The sequence below is a fragment of the Anaerobacillus sp. QJM3NY_17 genome (assembly GCF_056173665.1).
Genome location: NZ_CM149685.1, coordinates 1,656,170 through 1,672,579, shown reverse-complemented (window position 1 = coordinate 1,672,579; position 16,410 = coordinate 1,656,170). Strand labels below are relative to the sequence as shown.

Annotated in this window: 18 protein-coding genes and 1 tRNA gene; 8 read left to right on the top strand and 11 right to left on the bottom strand. The window is 39.6% G+C overall.

Translation table 11 applies throughout. From position 1 onward, the window contains the following. Nucleotides 1–122: 122 nt before the first annotated feature. Complete coding sequence (locus AC0VYV_RS08980) at nt 123–959, bottom strand: VanW family protein (RefSeq protein WP_283152319.1); 837 nt, start codon at nt 957–959, stop codon at nt 123–125. A 123-nt stretch (nt 960–1,082) separates the two neighbouring features. Between AC0VYV_RS08980 and AC0VYV_RS08975 the strand changes: the two genes are divergently transcribed. Together AC0VYV_RS08975 and AC0VYV_RS08970 are read left to right on the top strand one after the other, a co-directional pair. Continuing rightward, nucleotides 1,083–1,901 (top strand): hypothetical protein, encoded by an 819-nt coding sequence (locus tag AC0VYV_RS08975; RefSeq protein ID WP_475374765.1) that lies wholly within the window; start codon nt 1,083–1,085, stop codon nt 1,899–1,901. Between the two features lie 15 nt (nt 1,902–1,916). Next, nucleotides 1,917–2,210 (top strand): DUF3892 domain-containing protein, encoded by a 294-nt coding sequence (locus tag AC0VYV_RS08970; protein ID WP_430241993.1) that lies wholly within the window; start codon nt 1,917–1,919, stop codon nt 2,208–2,210. A 96-nt stretch (nt 2,211–2,306) separates the two neighbouring features. Here AC0VYV_RS08970 and AC0VYV_RS08965 read toward each other — a convergent pair. Both AC0VYV_RS08965 and AC0VYV_RS08960 read right to left on the bottom strand, forming a co-directional pair. After that, a tRNA-Val gene (locus AC0VYV_RS08965) sits at nt 2,307–2,382 on the bottom strand. 99 nt (nt 2,383–2,481) lie between these two features. Next, nucleotides 2,482–3,036: a phosphatidylglycerophosphatase A family protein gene (locus AC0VYV_RS08960; protein ID WP_194221240.1), complete on the bottom strand. Its 555-nt coding sequence runs from the start codon at nt 3,034–3,036 to the stop codon at nt 2,482–2,484. Nucleotides 3,037–3,153: 117 nt separating this feature from the next. On the opposite strand from AC0VYV_RS08960, the gene AC0VYV_RS08955 reads away from it, so the two are divergent. The 4 genes from AC0VYV_RS08955 to AC0VYV_RS08940 all read left to right on the top strand — a co-directional run bounded on the left by AC0VYV_RS08955 (nt 3,154) and on the right by AC0VYV_RS08940 (nt 5,788). Then, on the top strand, nt 3,154–3,876 hold the full coding sequence (locus AC0VYV_RS08955; protein ID WP_475367204.1) for an alpha/beta hydrolase: 723 nt from the start codon (nt 3,154–3,156) through the stop codon (nt 3,874–3,876). A 108-nt stretch (nt 3,877–3,984) separates the two neighbouring features. Then, complete coding sequence (locus AC0VYV_RS08950; protein ID WP_430242043.1) at nt 3,985–4,500, top strand: YjcG family protein; 516 nt, start codon at nt 3,985–3,987, stop codon at nt 4,498–4,500. Continuing rightward, nucleotides 4,500–4,922: a GNAT family N-acetyltransferase gene (locus AC0VYV_RS08945; protein ID WP_475367203.1), complete on the top strand. Its 423-nt coding sequence runs from the start codon at nt 4,500–4,502 to the stop codon at nt 4,920–4,922. Before AC0VYV_RS08950 ends, AC0VYV_RS08945 begins: the two co-directional genes overlap by 1 nt. Before the next feature lie 182 nt (nt 4,923–5,104). Continuing rightward, a complete protein-coding gene (locus AC0VYV_RS08940; protein WP_475367202.1) occupies nt 5,105–5,788 on the top strand; it encodes a DUF421 domain-containing protein in 684 nt (227 codons plus the stop codon). Between the two features lie 128 nt (nt 5,789–5,916). Here AC0VYV_RS08940 and AC0VYV_RS08935 read toward each other — a convergent pair whose 3' ends face one another. The 8 genes from AC0VYV_RS08935 to AC0VYV_RS08900 form a co-directional block, all read right to left on the bottom strand. Next, nucleotides 5,917–8,526 carry a glycosyltransferase gene (locus tag AC0VYV_RS08935; RefSeq protein ID WP_475374764.1) on the bottom strand — a complete coding sequence of 870 codons (2,610 nt, stop codon included), beginning with the start codon at nt 8,524–8,526 and terminating at the stop codon, nt 5,917–5,919. 178 nt (nt 8,527–8,704) lie between these two features. Further along, entirely contained in the window at nt 8,705–9,910 is a 1,206-nt protein-coding gene (locus AC0VYV_RS08930; protein ID WP_475374763.1) for a hypothetical protein, read from the bottom strand. A 27-nt stretch (nt 9,911–9,937) separates the two neighbouring features. Further along, the gene (locus tag AC0VYV_RS08925; RefSeq protein ID WP_475374762.1) at nt 9,938–11,740 is read right to left on the bottom strand and encodes a hypothetical protein; all 1,803 of its coding nucleotides are present in this window, start codon (nt 11,738–11,740) and stop codon (nt 9,938–9,940) included. A 69-nt stretch (nt 11,741–11,809) separates the two neighbouring features. Continuing rightward, nucleotides 11,810–12,094, bottom strand: a complete 285-nt coding sequence (locus tag AC0VYV_RS08920) for a hypothetical protein (RefSeq protein ID WP_475374761.1) — start codon at nt 12,092–12,094, stop codon at nt 11,810–11,812. Between the two features lie 67 nt (nt 12,095–12,161). Continuing rightward, nucleotides 12,162–12,512 (bottom strand): hypothetical protein, encoded by a 351-nt coding sequence (locus AC0VYV_RS08915; protein WP_430242053.1) that lies wholly within the window; start codon nt 12,510–12,512, stop codon nt 12,162–12,164. A 281-nt stretch (nt 12,513–12,793) separates the two neighbouring features. Further along, entirely contained in the window at nt 12,794–13,015 is a 222-nt protein-coding gene (locus AC0VYV_RS08910) for a hypothetical protein (protein WP_475367199.1), read from the bottom strand. A gap of 80 nt (nt 13,016–13,095) precedes the next feature. Next, nucleotides 13,096–13,995, bottom strand: a complete 900-nt coding sequence (locus tag AC0VYV_RS08905; RefSeq protein ID WP_475374760.1) for a hypothetical protein — start codon at nt 13,993–13,995, stop codon at nt 13,096–13,098. A 102-nt stretch (nt 13,996–14,097) separates the two neighbouring features. After that, nucleotides 14,098–15,273 carry a BMQ_0737 family morphogenetic spore coat protein gene (locus AC0VYV_RS08900; protein ID WP_475374759.1) on the bottom strand — a complete coding sequence of 392 codons (1,176 nt, stop codon included), beginning with the start codon at nt 15,271–15,273 and terminating at the stop codon, nt 14,098–14,100. A 129-nt stretch (nt 15,274–15,402) separates the two neighbouring features. Here AC0VYV_RS08900 and AC0VYV_RS08895 point away from each other — a divergent pair, with 129 nt between their 5' ends. After that, nucleotides 15,403–16,197: a hypothetical protein gene (locus tag AC0VYV_RS08895; RefSeq protein WP_430242059.1), complete on the top strand. Its 795-nt coding sequence runs from the start codon at nt 15,403–15,405 to the stop codon at nt 16,195–16,197. 74 nt (nt 16,198–16,271) lie between these two features. Continuing rightward, nucleotides 16,272–16,403, top strand: a complete 132-nt coding sequence (locus AC0VYV_RS08890; RefSeq protein WP_430242061.1) for a hypothetical protein — start codon at nt 16,272–16,274, stop codon at nt 16,401–16,403. The last annotated feature ends 7 nt before the right edge of the window (nt 16,404–16,410 follow it).

Genomic DNA, 16,410 nt, shown 5'->3' with positions numbered 1-16,410 from the left:
TTTATGTGTAATAGTCTCATTATACCATCTCGGGGCATTGAGCATAGTATTTAACTCCTAGACTCATCATTTTACTGGATGATTTAAATAACCTTTTCCTTTATCGTGTAAAACTCAGCCACTCACATATCTTCAGATGAATAGACATGAATGACCACTGAACCTTCAATCACTTTTGCCCTTATTAGGATCGGCTGATTAAATTCATTTCGAAAGGAAAAGTCTGGTCCGTACCAGCTCACGGTAGCATCTCTACCAGGTCTCACATATGGAACACTTCTACTATGGGAATAGCGTTCTAAAATATGGACGCCCGCTTGATCTACTGCATTAAAAAGAGTAGATGACACTTGACATATCCCCCCACCAATTCCTTCAGATAACTCTCCTTTTACAATGACTGGAGCTGGTAAATAGCCCTTCTCTTTTGTTCTTTTTCCAACTGTTCGATTGAAAGAAAACGTTTCTCCTGGGAATATTACAGCATTGTTAATCGCCTCAGCCGCTAACATAATATTCTTCGTTCGCTCCAGATTCCCTTTCCTAAAATAAGTAACAAACCCTCCCACTTGTTTTTTTCTAATGGATGATAAAAGCTCTGCGTTTACTTTTGGGTAAAGAATGGTGAGATCTGGTTGAATCCAAGTTGAACTATTGAGGTATAGACTATGAAGCAAATTCTCTCGAAAAGCGCCTCGATGTAACTTGTATCCATTGACTCCATCGACAATAGCTCCTTGGTTATCAATGTAGGCATTTACTGGAGACTTTGAGATAGCTACATCTACTTCATCCATTAATTCCTCCACCCGATCTGCTTCATAAAAAGGATAACCAAGGTCTTTTGAAAATAACTCTTCTTTCTTAATCTGATAAGTCTGTGCTCCTTTTTGGTGAATCGTTATGTGATGGTTTGAAATCGATGAAAACGCTATGGCCAAAGTTAGAAATAAGTGCACCTTTACCATTCCCCCTTCTGAACTCGATCGTAGTATGCTTCATTTTAGGGATTAATAAAATAGCATACATCAGAATCGCTTGAGCAAAATAACTATGATGACTATACACAAGGGGGGGAGCTAATGAAGCGTTTATTCACTTATTTAATTTTATTATGTACGCTAGTCATTCCTACACGCGCTATAGCTGCCGAACCTTTTGATCACCTTCTCCCTATCGATAGTGAAATCAAACTTCTGCCATGGGAAAAAGCAAATGAGCTCCTCCCTCGGAAATCGATTTTTACAATGATTGATATTGAAAGCGGGAATTCATTTCAAGTTCAACGGAGAGCTGGTAGTAAGCACGCAGATATACAACCGTTAACGAGTAAGGACACAAAGGTTTTAAAAGCGATTTATCAAGAATGGAGTTGGAAACGAAGGGCTGTCATTGTGCTATACGAAGGGAAAATGATTGCTGCTTCCATGAATGGAATGCCTCATGGAGCTGGCGCATTAGATAATGGATTTAACGGACACTTTTGCCTTCACTTCTTAAATAGCACGACTCATCGCACCCCTACACCAGATCCCGCGCATCACTTAATGATTCTAAAAGCAGGAGGACAGTTAGATCGCTATTTAATGAAGCGGACCCCTGAACAGCTCGTTGATGTTCTCATGCTGGCGATCAATAACACAGATGCTTCTTTATTAAGAAGAATTGTTTCTACACCTTTATCTGAGAACGAATTAATCGACCTCTCTCGCTTGTCGTTTACAAAATGGAAAGTGATCAAAACAGATCAAGCTGAACAACAAGTCAAAACCAGAGTCGAAATTTATATAAAAGATGCTGGTGTTATTACAACAACGATTGATTTCGCTGCACGACAAGATCCGATCACAAACAAATGGCAACTCGAAATACCAAAATTACTCGAAATTTCAAAAGACTAACAAGGAGTGACATAAATGGATCGTTTTGAACAAGCTTATGAAGAGTATGTTAAAAATAGTGAGGCATATCATACTCCACCAGAGGCAAATTCCACCCATATTACGGCTGTCCGCAAAAATGAGGATGGAGATTTAATTGCTTTTAAAACAAACACGGGAGAAGAGCTAGATTATGTCCAGGCTTTAGACGCTGCAAAGAATGGTCAACTTTCGGGGGTAGATGTATTTCAAAAGTATGGTAGAGAAATTATTCGAAGTGAGCCTGATGGTACGAAAGAAAATAATTTCGATCATTTACCAGAATTTTAAGGATGTCCGATCTCACTCCTCCGTTTACTTCTTGATCCAATGCAAAAAAAGTGGCACCTCAATGAAGTTGAGGTGCCGCTTGGAATGTATTATGTATGGTGATCCGTATTGGGCTCGAACCAACGACCTCTACCCTGTCAAGGTAGCGCTCTCCCAACTGAGCTAACGGATCAATTAAGACATTTATAAATATACATGAAGTTCTAAAGAACTGTCAATCCTTTCATGGGAAAATATTAGAAAAAAGGGCACCGAAACGATGCCCTTTCATTTATCCGATTCGTTCTTCTTTATCTCGCTTTTCACGCTCTTCTTTATCAAGGGATTCTTCTCGATCACGCAGACGATGCGCAAGGCGACTAGATGCATTTGCCGCAATGCTGGCGATGAGATCATCAAGGAAGGTGTGAACACTTTCCCCTACTTTTGTATCAAGCTTTTCGATGATACCAAATTTTTGTTTATCAAGGTGACCGAATGTCGTAACCGCAATACTACCGTAGCCGAATACGGCGCCAAGTGCGATTGTTTCATCAACACCAAATAACCCTTCATCCGTCTCCACAATGGATTGAAGTGGTTCAGAAAGCTTCCCTTGTTCCGCTAGCTTATCTAGTTCAATTCCAACAAGAACCGCATGCTGGATTTCTCGTTTTGTGAGAACAGCCTCAACACTTTCGACACAGTCCTCCATGGAAAGGTCATCTACATATGGGGATTGCATTTCGTAAACAATTTCTGCAATATCCTCGATTGTAACGCCACGTTCTTTTATTAGGGCTTTTGCTGCTGCTTCTGTTTCTCTACTATGGATGCGCTTCTTCATAATAAGACCCCTCTCTGTAAACGATAAATAATTATGTGTTAGAATCATTATATCACTAATGTTTTTTACATTGTCAAACAATCAAACTATTTCAACAATTTTACGGGAGGCACTGCAATGAATCGAGGTACATACAAAGATGAAAGCATCTACAGTCACTATTTAAATGAAGAAATTCCTTTCCAAGTTTATTTACCATATAATTATTCACCACTATACAAATACTCTTTTCTTATCGCTAATGATGGGAGCGATTACTTTAAATTAGGAAGACTTGGCCGCACAGCCGATGAACTAATTGAAGATGACGAAATTGAAGAGCTCATTATTGTAGGGATTCCCTATAAAAGTGTGGAAGATCGCTGGAGAAAATATCACCCAGACGGAGAGCAGTCAGATGATTATCTTCGTTTTCTTGCGAATGAACTTGTTCCTTATTTAGATGAACAGTATGCTACCTACCATCTTGGTTATGGAAGAGGATTAATTGGGGACTCTTTAGCAGCTACAGTCGCTTTGCGCGCTTCTCTTGACTATCCAAGAACGTTTGGTAGGGCTATCCTTCATTCACCATATGTAGATGAGGCAATCATGAATAAGGTAGAGGACTTTGCCGAGCCTGAGTTGCTATCTCTATACCATATTATCGGAACAGAAGAAACAGAAGTACCTACAACAGATGGGAAAACAAAAAATTTCATTAATCCGAACCGTAAATTAAATAAAATTATAAAGGAAAAAGATTTTGATTATTTCTATGATGAATTCGAAGGCGGTCACCTTTGGAAGAACTGGCAACCGGATATGAAACGCTCTCTTTTACACATGTTTAAACTCTAAGTGAGTCAATCGTTTCTTATTTTTGAATTTTTGGTATAATTATAAATGGAACATTATATGACTTGTCATTAATGGCAATCGAGTATATTAACCAGGAGGGAATGGAATATGAAATACGGCATTGCAATTTTCCCATCGAAAAAACTAGCAGACGTTGCTAACTCCTTTCGAAAACGTTATGATCCGCACTATGCGCTCATTCCACCACATTTGACTTTACGCGAGGGCTTTGATGCAACGGAAGAAGAGATTCAGAAATTAACACCTGTGCTACACAAAATCTCTGATGAGTCTAAACCTTTTTCAATGCATGTTTATAAAGTAGGATCTTTTAACCCTGTTAACAACGTGCTTTATTTTAAAGTGAAAGACAATGAAGTTCTTGATGATTTGCATAGAAAGTTAAATCCTGAAGAGGCACTTTCGGAACGTGACTACAACTTTGTTCCTCACATTACGATCGCACAGAACCTTTCGGATGATGAACATTCTGATGTATATGGTAGCTTGCAGATGAAAGATGTTAATCACGAAGAAACGATCGATCGCTTCCAGCTTCTTTATCAATTAGAAAATGGTATGTGGACCGTTTATGAAACGTTCCATCTTGGCAAAGTTCGCTAATGGAAGTGAAAGTCGTTCAATCGAAGAAAGAGTTGGATGATGCTTTTCAAGTAAGACAGACTGTTTTCGTTGAAGAGCAAAAAGTACCCGCTGAATTAGAAATTGATGAGCACGAGAAACACGCTTATCACTTTGTAGCTTATGATGATCACCAACCTACAGCTGCTGGTCGTTTTAGAGTATTAGATCATATAGCTAAAGTTGAACGAATCTGTGTGCTAAGGGACTATCGTAAAACAGGCCTCGGACAGATTCTAATGAATTCAATTGAAAAACATGCGAAAGAATTAAACCTTAAAGAAATGAAGCTTAATGCACAAATGACGGCTGTGGGGTTTTATGAGAAACTCGGGTACACAACAGTTTCTGAAGAATTTATGGACGCTGGGATACCTCACGTCACAATGATAAAAGCACTATGACACTGGTTTCTAACCAGTGTCTTTTTATTTGTAGCTCCTTCGATTAATAATGTATCCTCTCTCCAACCTGAATATTTTTTCTTAAATATAATCGTATCAACAAAAAATTCTAAAAAACCAATTAAATCATCCTTTTTCGTGCATGCTAAAATTGATGCAAATTGAATTGGAGATGGTGATCTGTGGGTATTGGATCAATTACGTTAGAGCTACTCGTTGGCTTTCTAGCTTTACTCGTACTAACAAAGGCACTTGGTAAAACACAGATTACTCAAATCACACCTTTTGACTTTATCTCATCACTCGTACTTGGAGAACTTGTAGGAAATGCGATTTACGACAAAGAAGTCAATATTTTTTCAATTATCTATGCAGTCTTACTATGGGGTATATTAATTTATATTGTGGAATGGATTACACAGAAATTCAGAGGTACGAGAAGCATTCTTGAAGGAAATCCTTCTATTGTGATCAGTCACGGAAAAATTAATCGGCGTCAACTTCAAAAAAACAAGTTAGATATCAATCAATTACAAAATCTACTTCGACAAAAGGATGTTTTCTCACTTCGAGAAGTTGAATTCGCCATTCTTGAAACAAATGGAAGCATTAGTGTATTAAAGAAGTCAGATTATCAGCAGCCGACAAAACAAGATTTTGATCTTAAACCAAAACAGGGTTATTTATCAGTTGATATTATTTCGGATGGGAAAATCGACTGGGAAAACCTTCATGATGCTGGTTTCAATGAGGAATGGTTGAATAAAGTTCTTAAGGAGCATAACATCGATCATGCTGAAGATTTATTAATATTGGAGTGGCAACAGGATACAGGTGTTTTTCTACAAAAAATAGATAAGGATTAGGCGATCTATACTACCAATCCTTATCCCAATTTTAAATAACGTACATCCTTAATCATATGGATCATTGTGATAGGTAAATGAGATGTTTATGGAAAGAACCACAATCATCTACCTAAACTGTATAATTATTATTCTTGCCATTGGATCAATTTTGGATTAGGATCAAGAATACTTTCATACTGCCCTCTTTTTCCATATACAGCTTCCGGATCTAGTTTAAGATACCGGTTGTATTTCTCTGCTCGCAGTTCTTCGGTAGACCATCCTAAATGCTTAATTCTTAAACAAGATAAGCTATTGGGAAGCTGAAAAATATTCTCAGGATATCTTCCACAATGCTGTTTCTGTTCTTTCCATTTATAAATGAAATCGTTTTTGTATCTTAATAAAAAGGGACGATAAAGATGGTGAGCATTCCATTGTTCATCTTCTCGATAGTTCTTTCCGTCCCACATATCATAAATCCGGAAAGAAAACAGATCAAACTCTTCTTGGTTTGTTAGCGCTCTAAGTTGTTGAGCGACGCCGTCCTCAAACATCTCATCAGCATCCATGTTCAGAATCCAATCAGGATTTGTTTCAATTGTTTTCTCCCATTGCTGTTTACGGAGAGTGATTTCATTTGAAAATTTGGATTCGCTATTATGAATAAGAGTTAACGGAATATCCTCTAGTATTTTTTTGCAAATTCTAACTGAATTGTCCGTGCTTCCATCGTCTATGATCACAGCCGCATCAATATAATCCAGGTGCTTTCTTAATACATTTTCTAAGTATTTTCCCTCTTCATTTTTAATAACCATAGACAACGTAATTCGTGGTTTTTGAGAAGTTTTCAGTTTCTTATCCGCTACAGGCATTTCAATCACGTCTTCCTCCAAGTAATCATTTACACCTTCAAGGTCCGATTGCCGATAAAGATGATAAGGAGGGTAATGAGTGTCCGCCCATAAAGAAACACCAAGGGCACCCGCTCGAATACAAAAATGACGATCCTCTCCCCAAAATGTTAAATTCGGGATCTTTTTGAAGCATACCCCTTTTTCAAGCGCATTCCTTGAAAGTAATGTACATGCACCAAGCCCGCCTACTTCATAGACACCTGGTTGCCTTAATTGATTGATGAAATCACGATATCGCTGTGCTTCTTCTGAATCGTTTAGTTCTTCACCAGGTTTTTTTTCAAATTGAGTATACTCGTCAGTAAGCCATACTTGAGGTTGTTCCATCGCTTCAGGCTGCCATCTTGTCCAGAATACCTCGGATATAATATCTTTCTGTTGTGCAACTAAATGTTGAATCGTTTCCTTTTGTAAGACAAGGTCTGAATCCACTAGAAAGATATAATCAAATTTATGTTCTTTTGCATGTTCAATCATTGCATCCTTAAATTGAGCGACCTTCCATACGAGGCTTTCATTCCAATAATGTGTCATCTGATTTTTTCGGTACTCTTCTTCAGAATCAATATCCTTAATCATCACTTCCTGCATTTCCTTTTGAAAATCCTTTAACAATAACGTTGATTTCTTATCCTTATTGTCGTTAATAAAATAATAATAAAATGATAACCCTTCTTGATTTAGCCGTTTCAATGACTTCAGAAAATACCTTAGAATCTCAGGATCTTGCCGAATCGGGCTTGCTATTAAAACCTTCTTTTTAACTGAAAGAAGCCTTTTTTCAAGATACTGTTTATTCTGCACATATTTAGAGTCACCTGGTCGAGTAACTCCCGCCATTTCATTATAGTAATAAGCAGTTTCATAATCTCCTAGAACATCATAGCAAACACAAAGTTGAATATACGGAATCCAATTTGAATAGAAACGCTTTTGGGTACCTAAATTATCTTCTTGAATGGTTGTTTTCGTAGCTAATTTATACCAAAATATAGCAGGTTGATAATCCTTCTTTTCAAAGAAATAATTGGCTACCTTACAGCAAAATTCAGGTCTTGGTGTAGTATAAGAAAAAGAATGAAGGATAAAGCGCAAACTGTCTGCCTTCTTACCAAGGGCAGCATAACAGTCAGCAAGCTTTGCACACGTTGCCACATTGTCTTCGATCCAGCCTTTTTGTCCTTCCAAAAATTTCTCATAATACTCAATTGCCGTTTCGAATTCGCTATGGTCTTTAAGCTCATTAGCAAAATAATACATATCTCTAGGAGTAAATTGTTCTCCACGTTCTAGCCTTTCTTTATAGATCGTTATATTTCTAGTTGCATCATGATGGATGGGATTATGAAGAACAGAAATCTCACTGTTGATTATATTACCACCAACTTCTAAATACTCATGAACTGCCCCGATCCACTTGAAATGACGCTCTCGCCTTACTAGACGATTTCGCATCAAACTCGAAGTCACATTCCCAAATTCATCTAAGGAAAGGTTGTAGTGCATCCTTACTGAATCGACAGAGGGATCGAGATCGTTCTTCAACTTCTTCAGCTTTTGACGGTCTTCTTCTAGAAAGACATCGTCCGCATCAAGCCATAGAATATAATCCATTGTCGCTTTAGAAAAAGCAAAATTACGAGCCTTCGCAAAATCATTTACCCATTTAAAATCAAAAATGTTTGCTTGATAACTTTCAGCAATCTCCTTTGTCTTGTCATCGGATCCTGTATCGATAATATTAATCTCATCAACAATGTCATGAATGGAATGAAGACATGTCCCTAATACAGCTTCTTCATTTTTTACAATTAAGCATAAACTGATTGAAACCAAATCTCATTCCTCCTAATAAATAGATCTATTCACTTATTTCAATGGTGGTATAGTTGGTCTTTTATAAATAACGGGACTCCCATGGTTACAAGAGGATGCTATAATGATTTAAACATAATCAGGGGAGTACCCGTTTTAGAAAGTTTATTCAAGTATTAGAGAGCTGTTATTTTTAGCTTCACCAACTTTCAGTTAGTAAAAATGTAGCCGTTACTGTCGCTGTACCTCCCTCCAAATTCACTGCCGCTAGCGTAACAATTTCATTCGTTGGGAGAGTGAAATCTATTAATTCATCCATACCTACTACTCTGCTAACTCTAGAACCACCTGAAGTTGCTCCTTGAAACACTACTTCCCCCGGTGTATATGTTGTGGCCGAATTATTCACCTCTAAAGCCGTCTCGGTATTTGGTATATTCGTATTAGCCGTAGGGAAATTCCCAAATGAACCGTTAATTGTGCCGCCTATTAAGACCTGATAAGCAACATCTAAAGAAGAAATAACCTGAATTCCTTCCAGACTAATTTGAACAGAATTAGCTCTTCCTGATCCTGCTGGAAACACTGATTTTCTCCTAAATGAAATGAGAGGTGTTAACGTTGCTCCAATTCCACTAACCGTCCTTCTCTCAGATGTAACCCTGTATATTGGATTATATCTCCCCACAATCCCGTATTGTCTCCCACCTACAAAAACGGAAAGTGCTGATGCAGTACCATCGTTATCGACCTGCGCTCTTAGTGGAAGATTGGGATCAACAAAACTTGTTTCTCCGGTTGGAGAGTATCTGTGAACCGTAATAACTTCTTGTGCAAGAGTAGTGGGATTTGGCAATACGACTCTAAATTCAATAACTCCATATCCATACCATGTAAAAAGAATTTGAAAGATGTTCCCTTTACTTAGCGAAAGAGTTGCTCCACTAGGACCGCTTCCATCTAACGGATCCACATTCCAGGAAGATTGATTAATAACCGTATCGACACCACCTCTTCTAACAGCTACAAAGGTATCTGTTGCATTCCGACCAAAGTAACCCCCGTTGTGATCATCAAACAAACCCCACCTTGTAACTTGTGTACCTGTTGGAAGACTGGGAAGACGGATTCCTATCCCCGCCTCACCAGCATACCCGGGTTCATACCTTCCCCTTAATGCACTATCCAGTGTAGCAACGTCAGTGCCGCCTGTAGAAGTACTAACGCTATATTCAGTTGCATCATTTGTAACGGTTCCTCCGCCAGTCGTAGTCACAATATCTCTTATAGAAGAAACACCATAAACGGATGTCAATTCTACGATTGGAGTCCTTTCAGCAGTTCGAAGCTCATCAAATTGTGAACTAACATTTGGGCCAATATTAGTAATGTTTATATCCGCCAAAATCAACCCTCCATTCTCTGCAAGTCCTCACCATTCTTCAGTTACTCTGAACGTGGCAACTACGGAACCACTTCCTGTAAATGTTGCAACGGCTAGTGTCACAAATGCGGTATCAGGGAGTTCGAAATCCAACAAGGATGCAGATGCCAGCACTCGATTGTTCCCCTGGGTAGAAGCTGCTGCAAGACCCTGTAAGAGTACCTGCCCGCCTGTTAATGTAGTGGATGTAGTATTTACAAGTAATGCCGTTTCAGAGTTTGGAATATTCGTCGTTACAGTTGGAAAGGTGACAAAGGACCCATTCAGCGTTCCACCGAGTAAGACTTGATAATAAATATCATCACTTGTTACTAGGTCAATCCCCTCTAGTGTTACACTTACTGAGTTAGGCCTACCTGACCCTGCGGGAAATTCAGTCTTACGTTGAAATGAAATAACGGGTGTTAATGTTGTGGTTGCTGTGATCGTACGTCGTTCAGATGTGATTCTAAATGTTGGGTTGTAGTTCCCTATAATTGAATACTGCCTTCCTCCTACAAATACCTGAAGCGCACTTGCAGTTCCATCATTATTAATCTCGGCTCGTAAAGGTAAGTTAGGATCAGCAAGACTCGTTTCTCCACTTGGAGCATAACGATTAACGGTTATAACTTCTTGTGCAAGAGTAGTAGGGTTCGGAATGACAACTCGAAACTCAATGACACCATAGCCATACCATGTGAAATCTAATTGGAATATATTACCATTAGATAAACCTAATGTAGCTCCACTTGGACCACTTCCGTCAAGCGAATCAACATTCCAAGAAGCTTGCGGAATAACCGTATCTACACCGCCTCTCCTAATTCCTACAAACGATGAAGTATCATCCACTCCGAAGAAAACACCATTTTCATCATCAAACAATCCCCACCTTACAACTTGAGTGCCTGTTGGCAGATCAGGAAGACGGACACCAATACCTGCCTCTCCAGAGTAGCCAGATTGATACCTACCTTTTTCCGCACTAGACAATATTGCTGAATCAACTCCGCTGGCTGTAGTCGTTAAAACAAACTCAGTATCATTGCTTGAAACGGTTGCACTACCAGTAGTTGAAACAATATCTCGTAAATCAGATAGACCGTAGACGGAAGTCAATTCAATAATAGGCGTTTTGGCAGCCGTTCTTAATTCACTAAATTGTGAACTGACATTTGGACCTACATTTGCAATTGTTACATCTGGATCTATAGTTCCAGTAGGACCGGTTGCACCTGTTGCACCTGTTGCACCCGTTGCTCCGGTTGCTCCGGTTGCTCCCGTTTCTCCCGTGACTCCGGTTGCACCCGTTGCTCCGGTTGCACCTGTTTCTCCCGTGGCTCCGGTTTCACCGGTTGCTCCCGTTTCTCCCGTGGCTCCTGTTTCTCCCGTTGCTCCCGTTGCTCCCGTTGCTCCCGTTGCTCCCGTGACTCCGGTTGCACCCGTTGCTCCGGTTGCTCCGGTTGCTCCGGTTGCTCCGGTTGCTCCTGTTTCTCCCGTGACTCCGGTTGCTCCCGTTGCCCCGGTGGGTCCGGATGCACCCGTTTCTCCGGTTGCTCCCGTGGCACCTGTTGCTCCGGTTTCTCCCGTTTCTCCGGTTGCTCCGGTTATCCCAGTTTCACCGGTTGCTCCCGTTGCTCCTGTTTCACCGGTTGCACCTGTTTCTCCGGTTGCTCCCGTTTCTCCGGTTGCTCCGGTTGCTCCAGTCGCTCCCGTTTCTCCAGTTGCTCCCGTTACCCCAGTTGCTCCGGTTGCTCCGGTTGCCCCGGTTGCTCCGGTTGCCCCGGTCGCTCCAGTGGCTCCACTCAATTGGGCACCTATCAATTCAGAAGAAACCAAACGATGGGCCGTGACCAATTGACCTGCAGCGTTTTTACCTCAGGCAGATACTTCAATATTTTTTTCAGCGGCCCCACCCGTAGTGAAATTAAACTCAAATGCATCAAAATTAGCCGCAAAAGTCTTAGTTATAACTTGATTCGGTGCAATACTGAACAATTCTTGAACATATAAAGTTCTGGTGTTACTTAATATATATCCTTCGATATAGACAGTTCCGTTCAACGTTGAACTTCGATTTGTTATTTTCGCTGAAAACTGTTGTGTTGCTCTGACACCATTTACTGGAGCGTTTTCGATTGGCCCAGTGTATAATATTGGCATTTTACCCCCCTTTTCCCATTAAAAGCTTCACTTCAACCGTTTGTTAAGGAAAGTAAAATTCCGCTATTTAATCTACTTTCAATTCAGATAGAACAAGTCTATGTGCAGGTTGCAATGTGCCGTTCGACTTTCCCCAAACAGATATTCCTGTTTGCGCCATTGCAAGGCCAGTGATATTAAACGAAAATTGATAACCATCAAGATCTGCAAAATAAGTCTTTGAAACGACACCATTCACAGGAATAGTTATTAGTTCTAAGACATACACCGTCTGAGTTCCGTTTAGTTGCTTCCCCACTATTTCTACTGTAGAGGTATTGATAGGACTACGATTCGAAATCTTGATTGTCACCTGTTGCGTTGTCCTGATACCATTAGTAGGTTTATTTTCAATTGGCCCAGTCGTCAAAATAAGCAACTTCTCTCCTCCTTACCCTATTCACTTCAAGCGACTTAATCACCTCACTTGATCCAGATGACCCTATCTGAAGTGAAAATCCCCGCGTCATTTTTGGAAGGTCTGTCATTACTAAGTTGCATCTCAAACAATATATGATGATCTCTTTCTAATATGAGAAAAATTAGCGGAACACCCCTTTACTTCTAATACATACACATATCACACTTAAACCATCGACCATATTATGTAATAAAATATTGAATGATTTCACAACAAAAAAAGAGCAGAATATTCTGCTCTTAGAACCAATTAAAGCCACCTTTGTTCGTATCTTCTGCTTCTTCCCTTTTCTCCTCATCATTCGATCCAAAAAACCCCCATGGGTCTCGCTTGTTTTCTCTATTTTCTTCTATATCTTCATATCGTTTATGTTCACGGTCATTGCGGATAATAACTTCATTAGCTTTAACGATCAGTTTATCAACGTGAATGACTTGCGGTTTTCTCTTCTTCTCAGACATTCTAAATCCTCCCCCTCTTATCCTCTTACTTCACATTATCCTATGCAGGAGGAGGATAGTGGGTATGGGCGCCATCTATATTAGTAGCTCAAGGCTATTTGATTTGAAACTTTTATTTTATAATTCTCTTTTTGAAAATAAACAAATCCTTCAATAATAACAGGCTCTTTAAATTCAGATTTAATTGGAATTTGAAAACTTTCGATCCCGATCTTATCTCCAGGCTTCAATATCACTGGGTGTAACGGAGAAATCCAAATTTCTCCCTTCTCTTTTGATTTCTCTAACCAATCATGATCAGGAAATACCCACTGAATTCGATCGCTTGCATCAACGCCTTTTGTCTCCACATCATCAATGGAATAAATACGCCCTTTTAAGGTAGCGGCCTCTCTCGGCAAAAAGCGAAAGCAAACAAAAGGATTACGCAATTTCGTTGTTCCGCAATTTTCAATTTGTAAATCTCCACGAATTATAACCGTCTGCTTATCGCTAATAATTATAGAAGTATTGAAGTAGCTCACAGCGTAAGTCGCAGCTATTTCATCTGTTTCCTTGACTGACTCTGATACTTCTTCGTTCTTTTGATACTGCGCCCGCTTCTCAAGGTTTTTCACTTTTCCTTGATAATGCTGAAGCCGCTTGTCTTTTTCATTGATCTCTATTTGCATCTCGGCAAGAAGATTTTCATATCCTTGTATCCTTACATCATCTTGCGCAACACTTTTCTTCTCTTCTACTTCTTCCTTAATCAGCACATGCTCTTTTGCCTGATTTTCAAGCTCTTTTTCTAATAAATTTAACTCTTCCTGCAAATGAGCAATCGTTTTCTCCTGCTCCTTGCTTAACTCGATTTGCTTCTCAAGCGAAGCTAATTGATCGTTCGCAAAAATAAGTTCTTTCTCAAGTTCCAGCGATTTTTCTTGAAAATATTTCGTACGTGAAATGAGACGAGAATAACTCAATTTTTCACCCTGCATGGAACCTCCCCCTCTCTAACCAGTGCTACATTCTATATGTATGAGTGATAGGTCTCTTTTCATAACAAAAAAGTGCAGGATATGATCTCCTGCACTACTGATTTATGACTGTTTCTTGTATTTAATATCATCAAATGTGATGCAATCATCAACGGTAAGATCGCCTTCGTCAACTTCCACAGTTCCTGTATTAAAGACAACTTTTCCTCTACGGTTTAATAAATGCACTTCAAACCACTGATCATCGTCTGCGTCAACTACAGCAAGTTTAAAGTCAAACGTACGACCGCGATCCGTTACACCGCTACCTTCAACGATGAACTTCAAACCATCTCCACATTCTTCGCACTTAAGAGTATCTTGATCAAAACTCGTTGCAGTGAATGTAAAATCGTTCTTTCCATCGCTTGAGTCTGTGTCATGGAAATTAAGTTTCATAGAGCTTCCAGTAAGACTACAATTATCACAAATGTTTACAAGCAATGTTGCTTTACCAGAATCATCATCACAGTCTATTTCTCCACTCGCTTCCCCACTTAGTGAGCAATCACAATTTGGACGAGGGAAGATGTCTGGACACTGTTCCGGGAATTCAATTGGAGGACACTCATCGATCAAGTCAGGTGCAATTAGATCATTATCACGAGGTGAACAGAACTTCGCAAGAACCTCTAGTTTCACTTCAGCTTCTACTTGAATGTCTACACAGAAAATAACTTCTAGATCAAATGAAGATGGTGCAGGACAGTTTAATAATACAGTTCCTGAAGGAATGCGGCATACAATTTTAGTGATTCGACAGAAGAGATCTGTTCCATTCGGGAAGCATAGCACAAATGATTCAAGAACAGATGCGTTGCAATCGACCTCTGTTACTAAATCGCCATGTCGGTCGACAACCTTCACCTTTACATCAGTTGTAAATAAAAGGTCAACGAGTTGAGCATCTGCAAATCCCCCACCAGGAATTGCTACGCTAACATCCCGTTTTTCTCCAATTTGTTCACAGAAAAAGTCATCTTCTGTATGCTCGCTGCCTGAGAGTGGGAACAAAGGAGGTGCTTCTGGTGTTTTACATACAATACGAAGGGGACGGCGGCTTGGATCTTCCATAGCACATTCGATCTTTTTAAGCTCATGATCTGTAAATTTGATTTTCTTCTTTACAGAAAGCTGATCGGTTACCCAATCGTATACTTTTTGAACGCGAATGCACTCATCCTGTAGGCTATTTGTAGCTGTAGGAACGGTGCGTTGCTTATGTTGTTTGTGACCCATATCGTTCCTTCCTTTCTTTCACATGATAGGTTGATTCACTACATACTATGGAATTAGCACAGAAATGCAACAGAAGGAGCTGCCCAAATTTCATATGCGTTTCTCATGGAGAAGAAAGGAGAAGATTTTTTGATAAATCTCATCTGGAAAGATAAAGTGATTTGTAAGCTCTCAAGCGAAGAATTAAATGCGCTATTATTACTTCTCCCATACTGGGGGCTGCAGATGAACGACAATGTTCTTACGATGCCTTTAGAAGGGAAGAAGCTGCATCTCACTTCCGAGTGGAGCCACTATGCTTATTCCCTTATGGAGTTAGTAAGGCATACGGGAATCGATGCTACACATATGGAAGAAAACAGTGACCTATCGATCACAATGGATGTAGCCTCACACCTCGCTTCTCCACTATCCATTTTGATCGGGAACAAAAAAGTACGCCCGAAAGCACTCGACTATAAGAGCCTTGATTTACAAAAAAGAATTCACAAAAATGCCTGGCTTCCTTTCAATGGATCCACAATGACTTGCTTTATTAAAGAAGATGATCATTATACTGCAATTGAATGGATTTCCTATATGATCATTCAGTATTTTATGAAACCCTATTTCAAGCCGGTCCATCACATTTCAATCGGTATGTATGAAAGATTAGTTACAAACGTTTTAGAAGAAGTGAATCCAACGCTTGCATCACATCAAAAAACGGATCACCCTCCGTCTGAGTGGCCAGATGTTCCTGATGCGATCGTTCCTCAACAAAAAACAGAGCAGCAAACGACTTCTCTAAATCAAAATCATCAGCCAATCAACCCTTTTTCTCAGTCCAGTACACTTTTTGAACCATCTCCTTTTGATCCATTTAAGTTTAATCATAAACAGCGGAAAACATCAGTCATTAACCCATTTCATCAGAAGAAGTAATCAACTTCACACCTTACTCTTCCTAACAGAATAAGATGTACAAAGGTATAGAAAAGCCTGTCAGGAGGAGAAAGATGAAGAAAGCAGATATTCAAGAATTATATAAAAAAGTGAAGCGTACAAGAAGAACAAGAAAGTCGCGGCCTACTCAAATAAAAGGATGCCGCACATGTGGCAAAACGAATTGGAAGCCAAATACACAGTAAACGACCG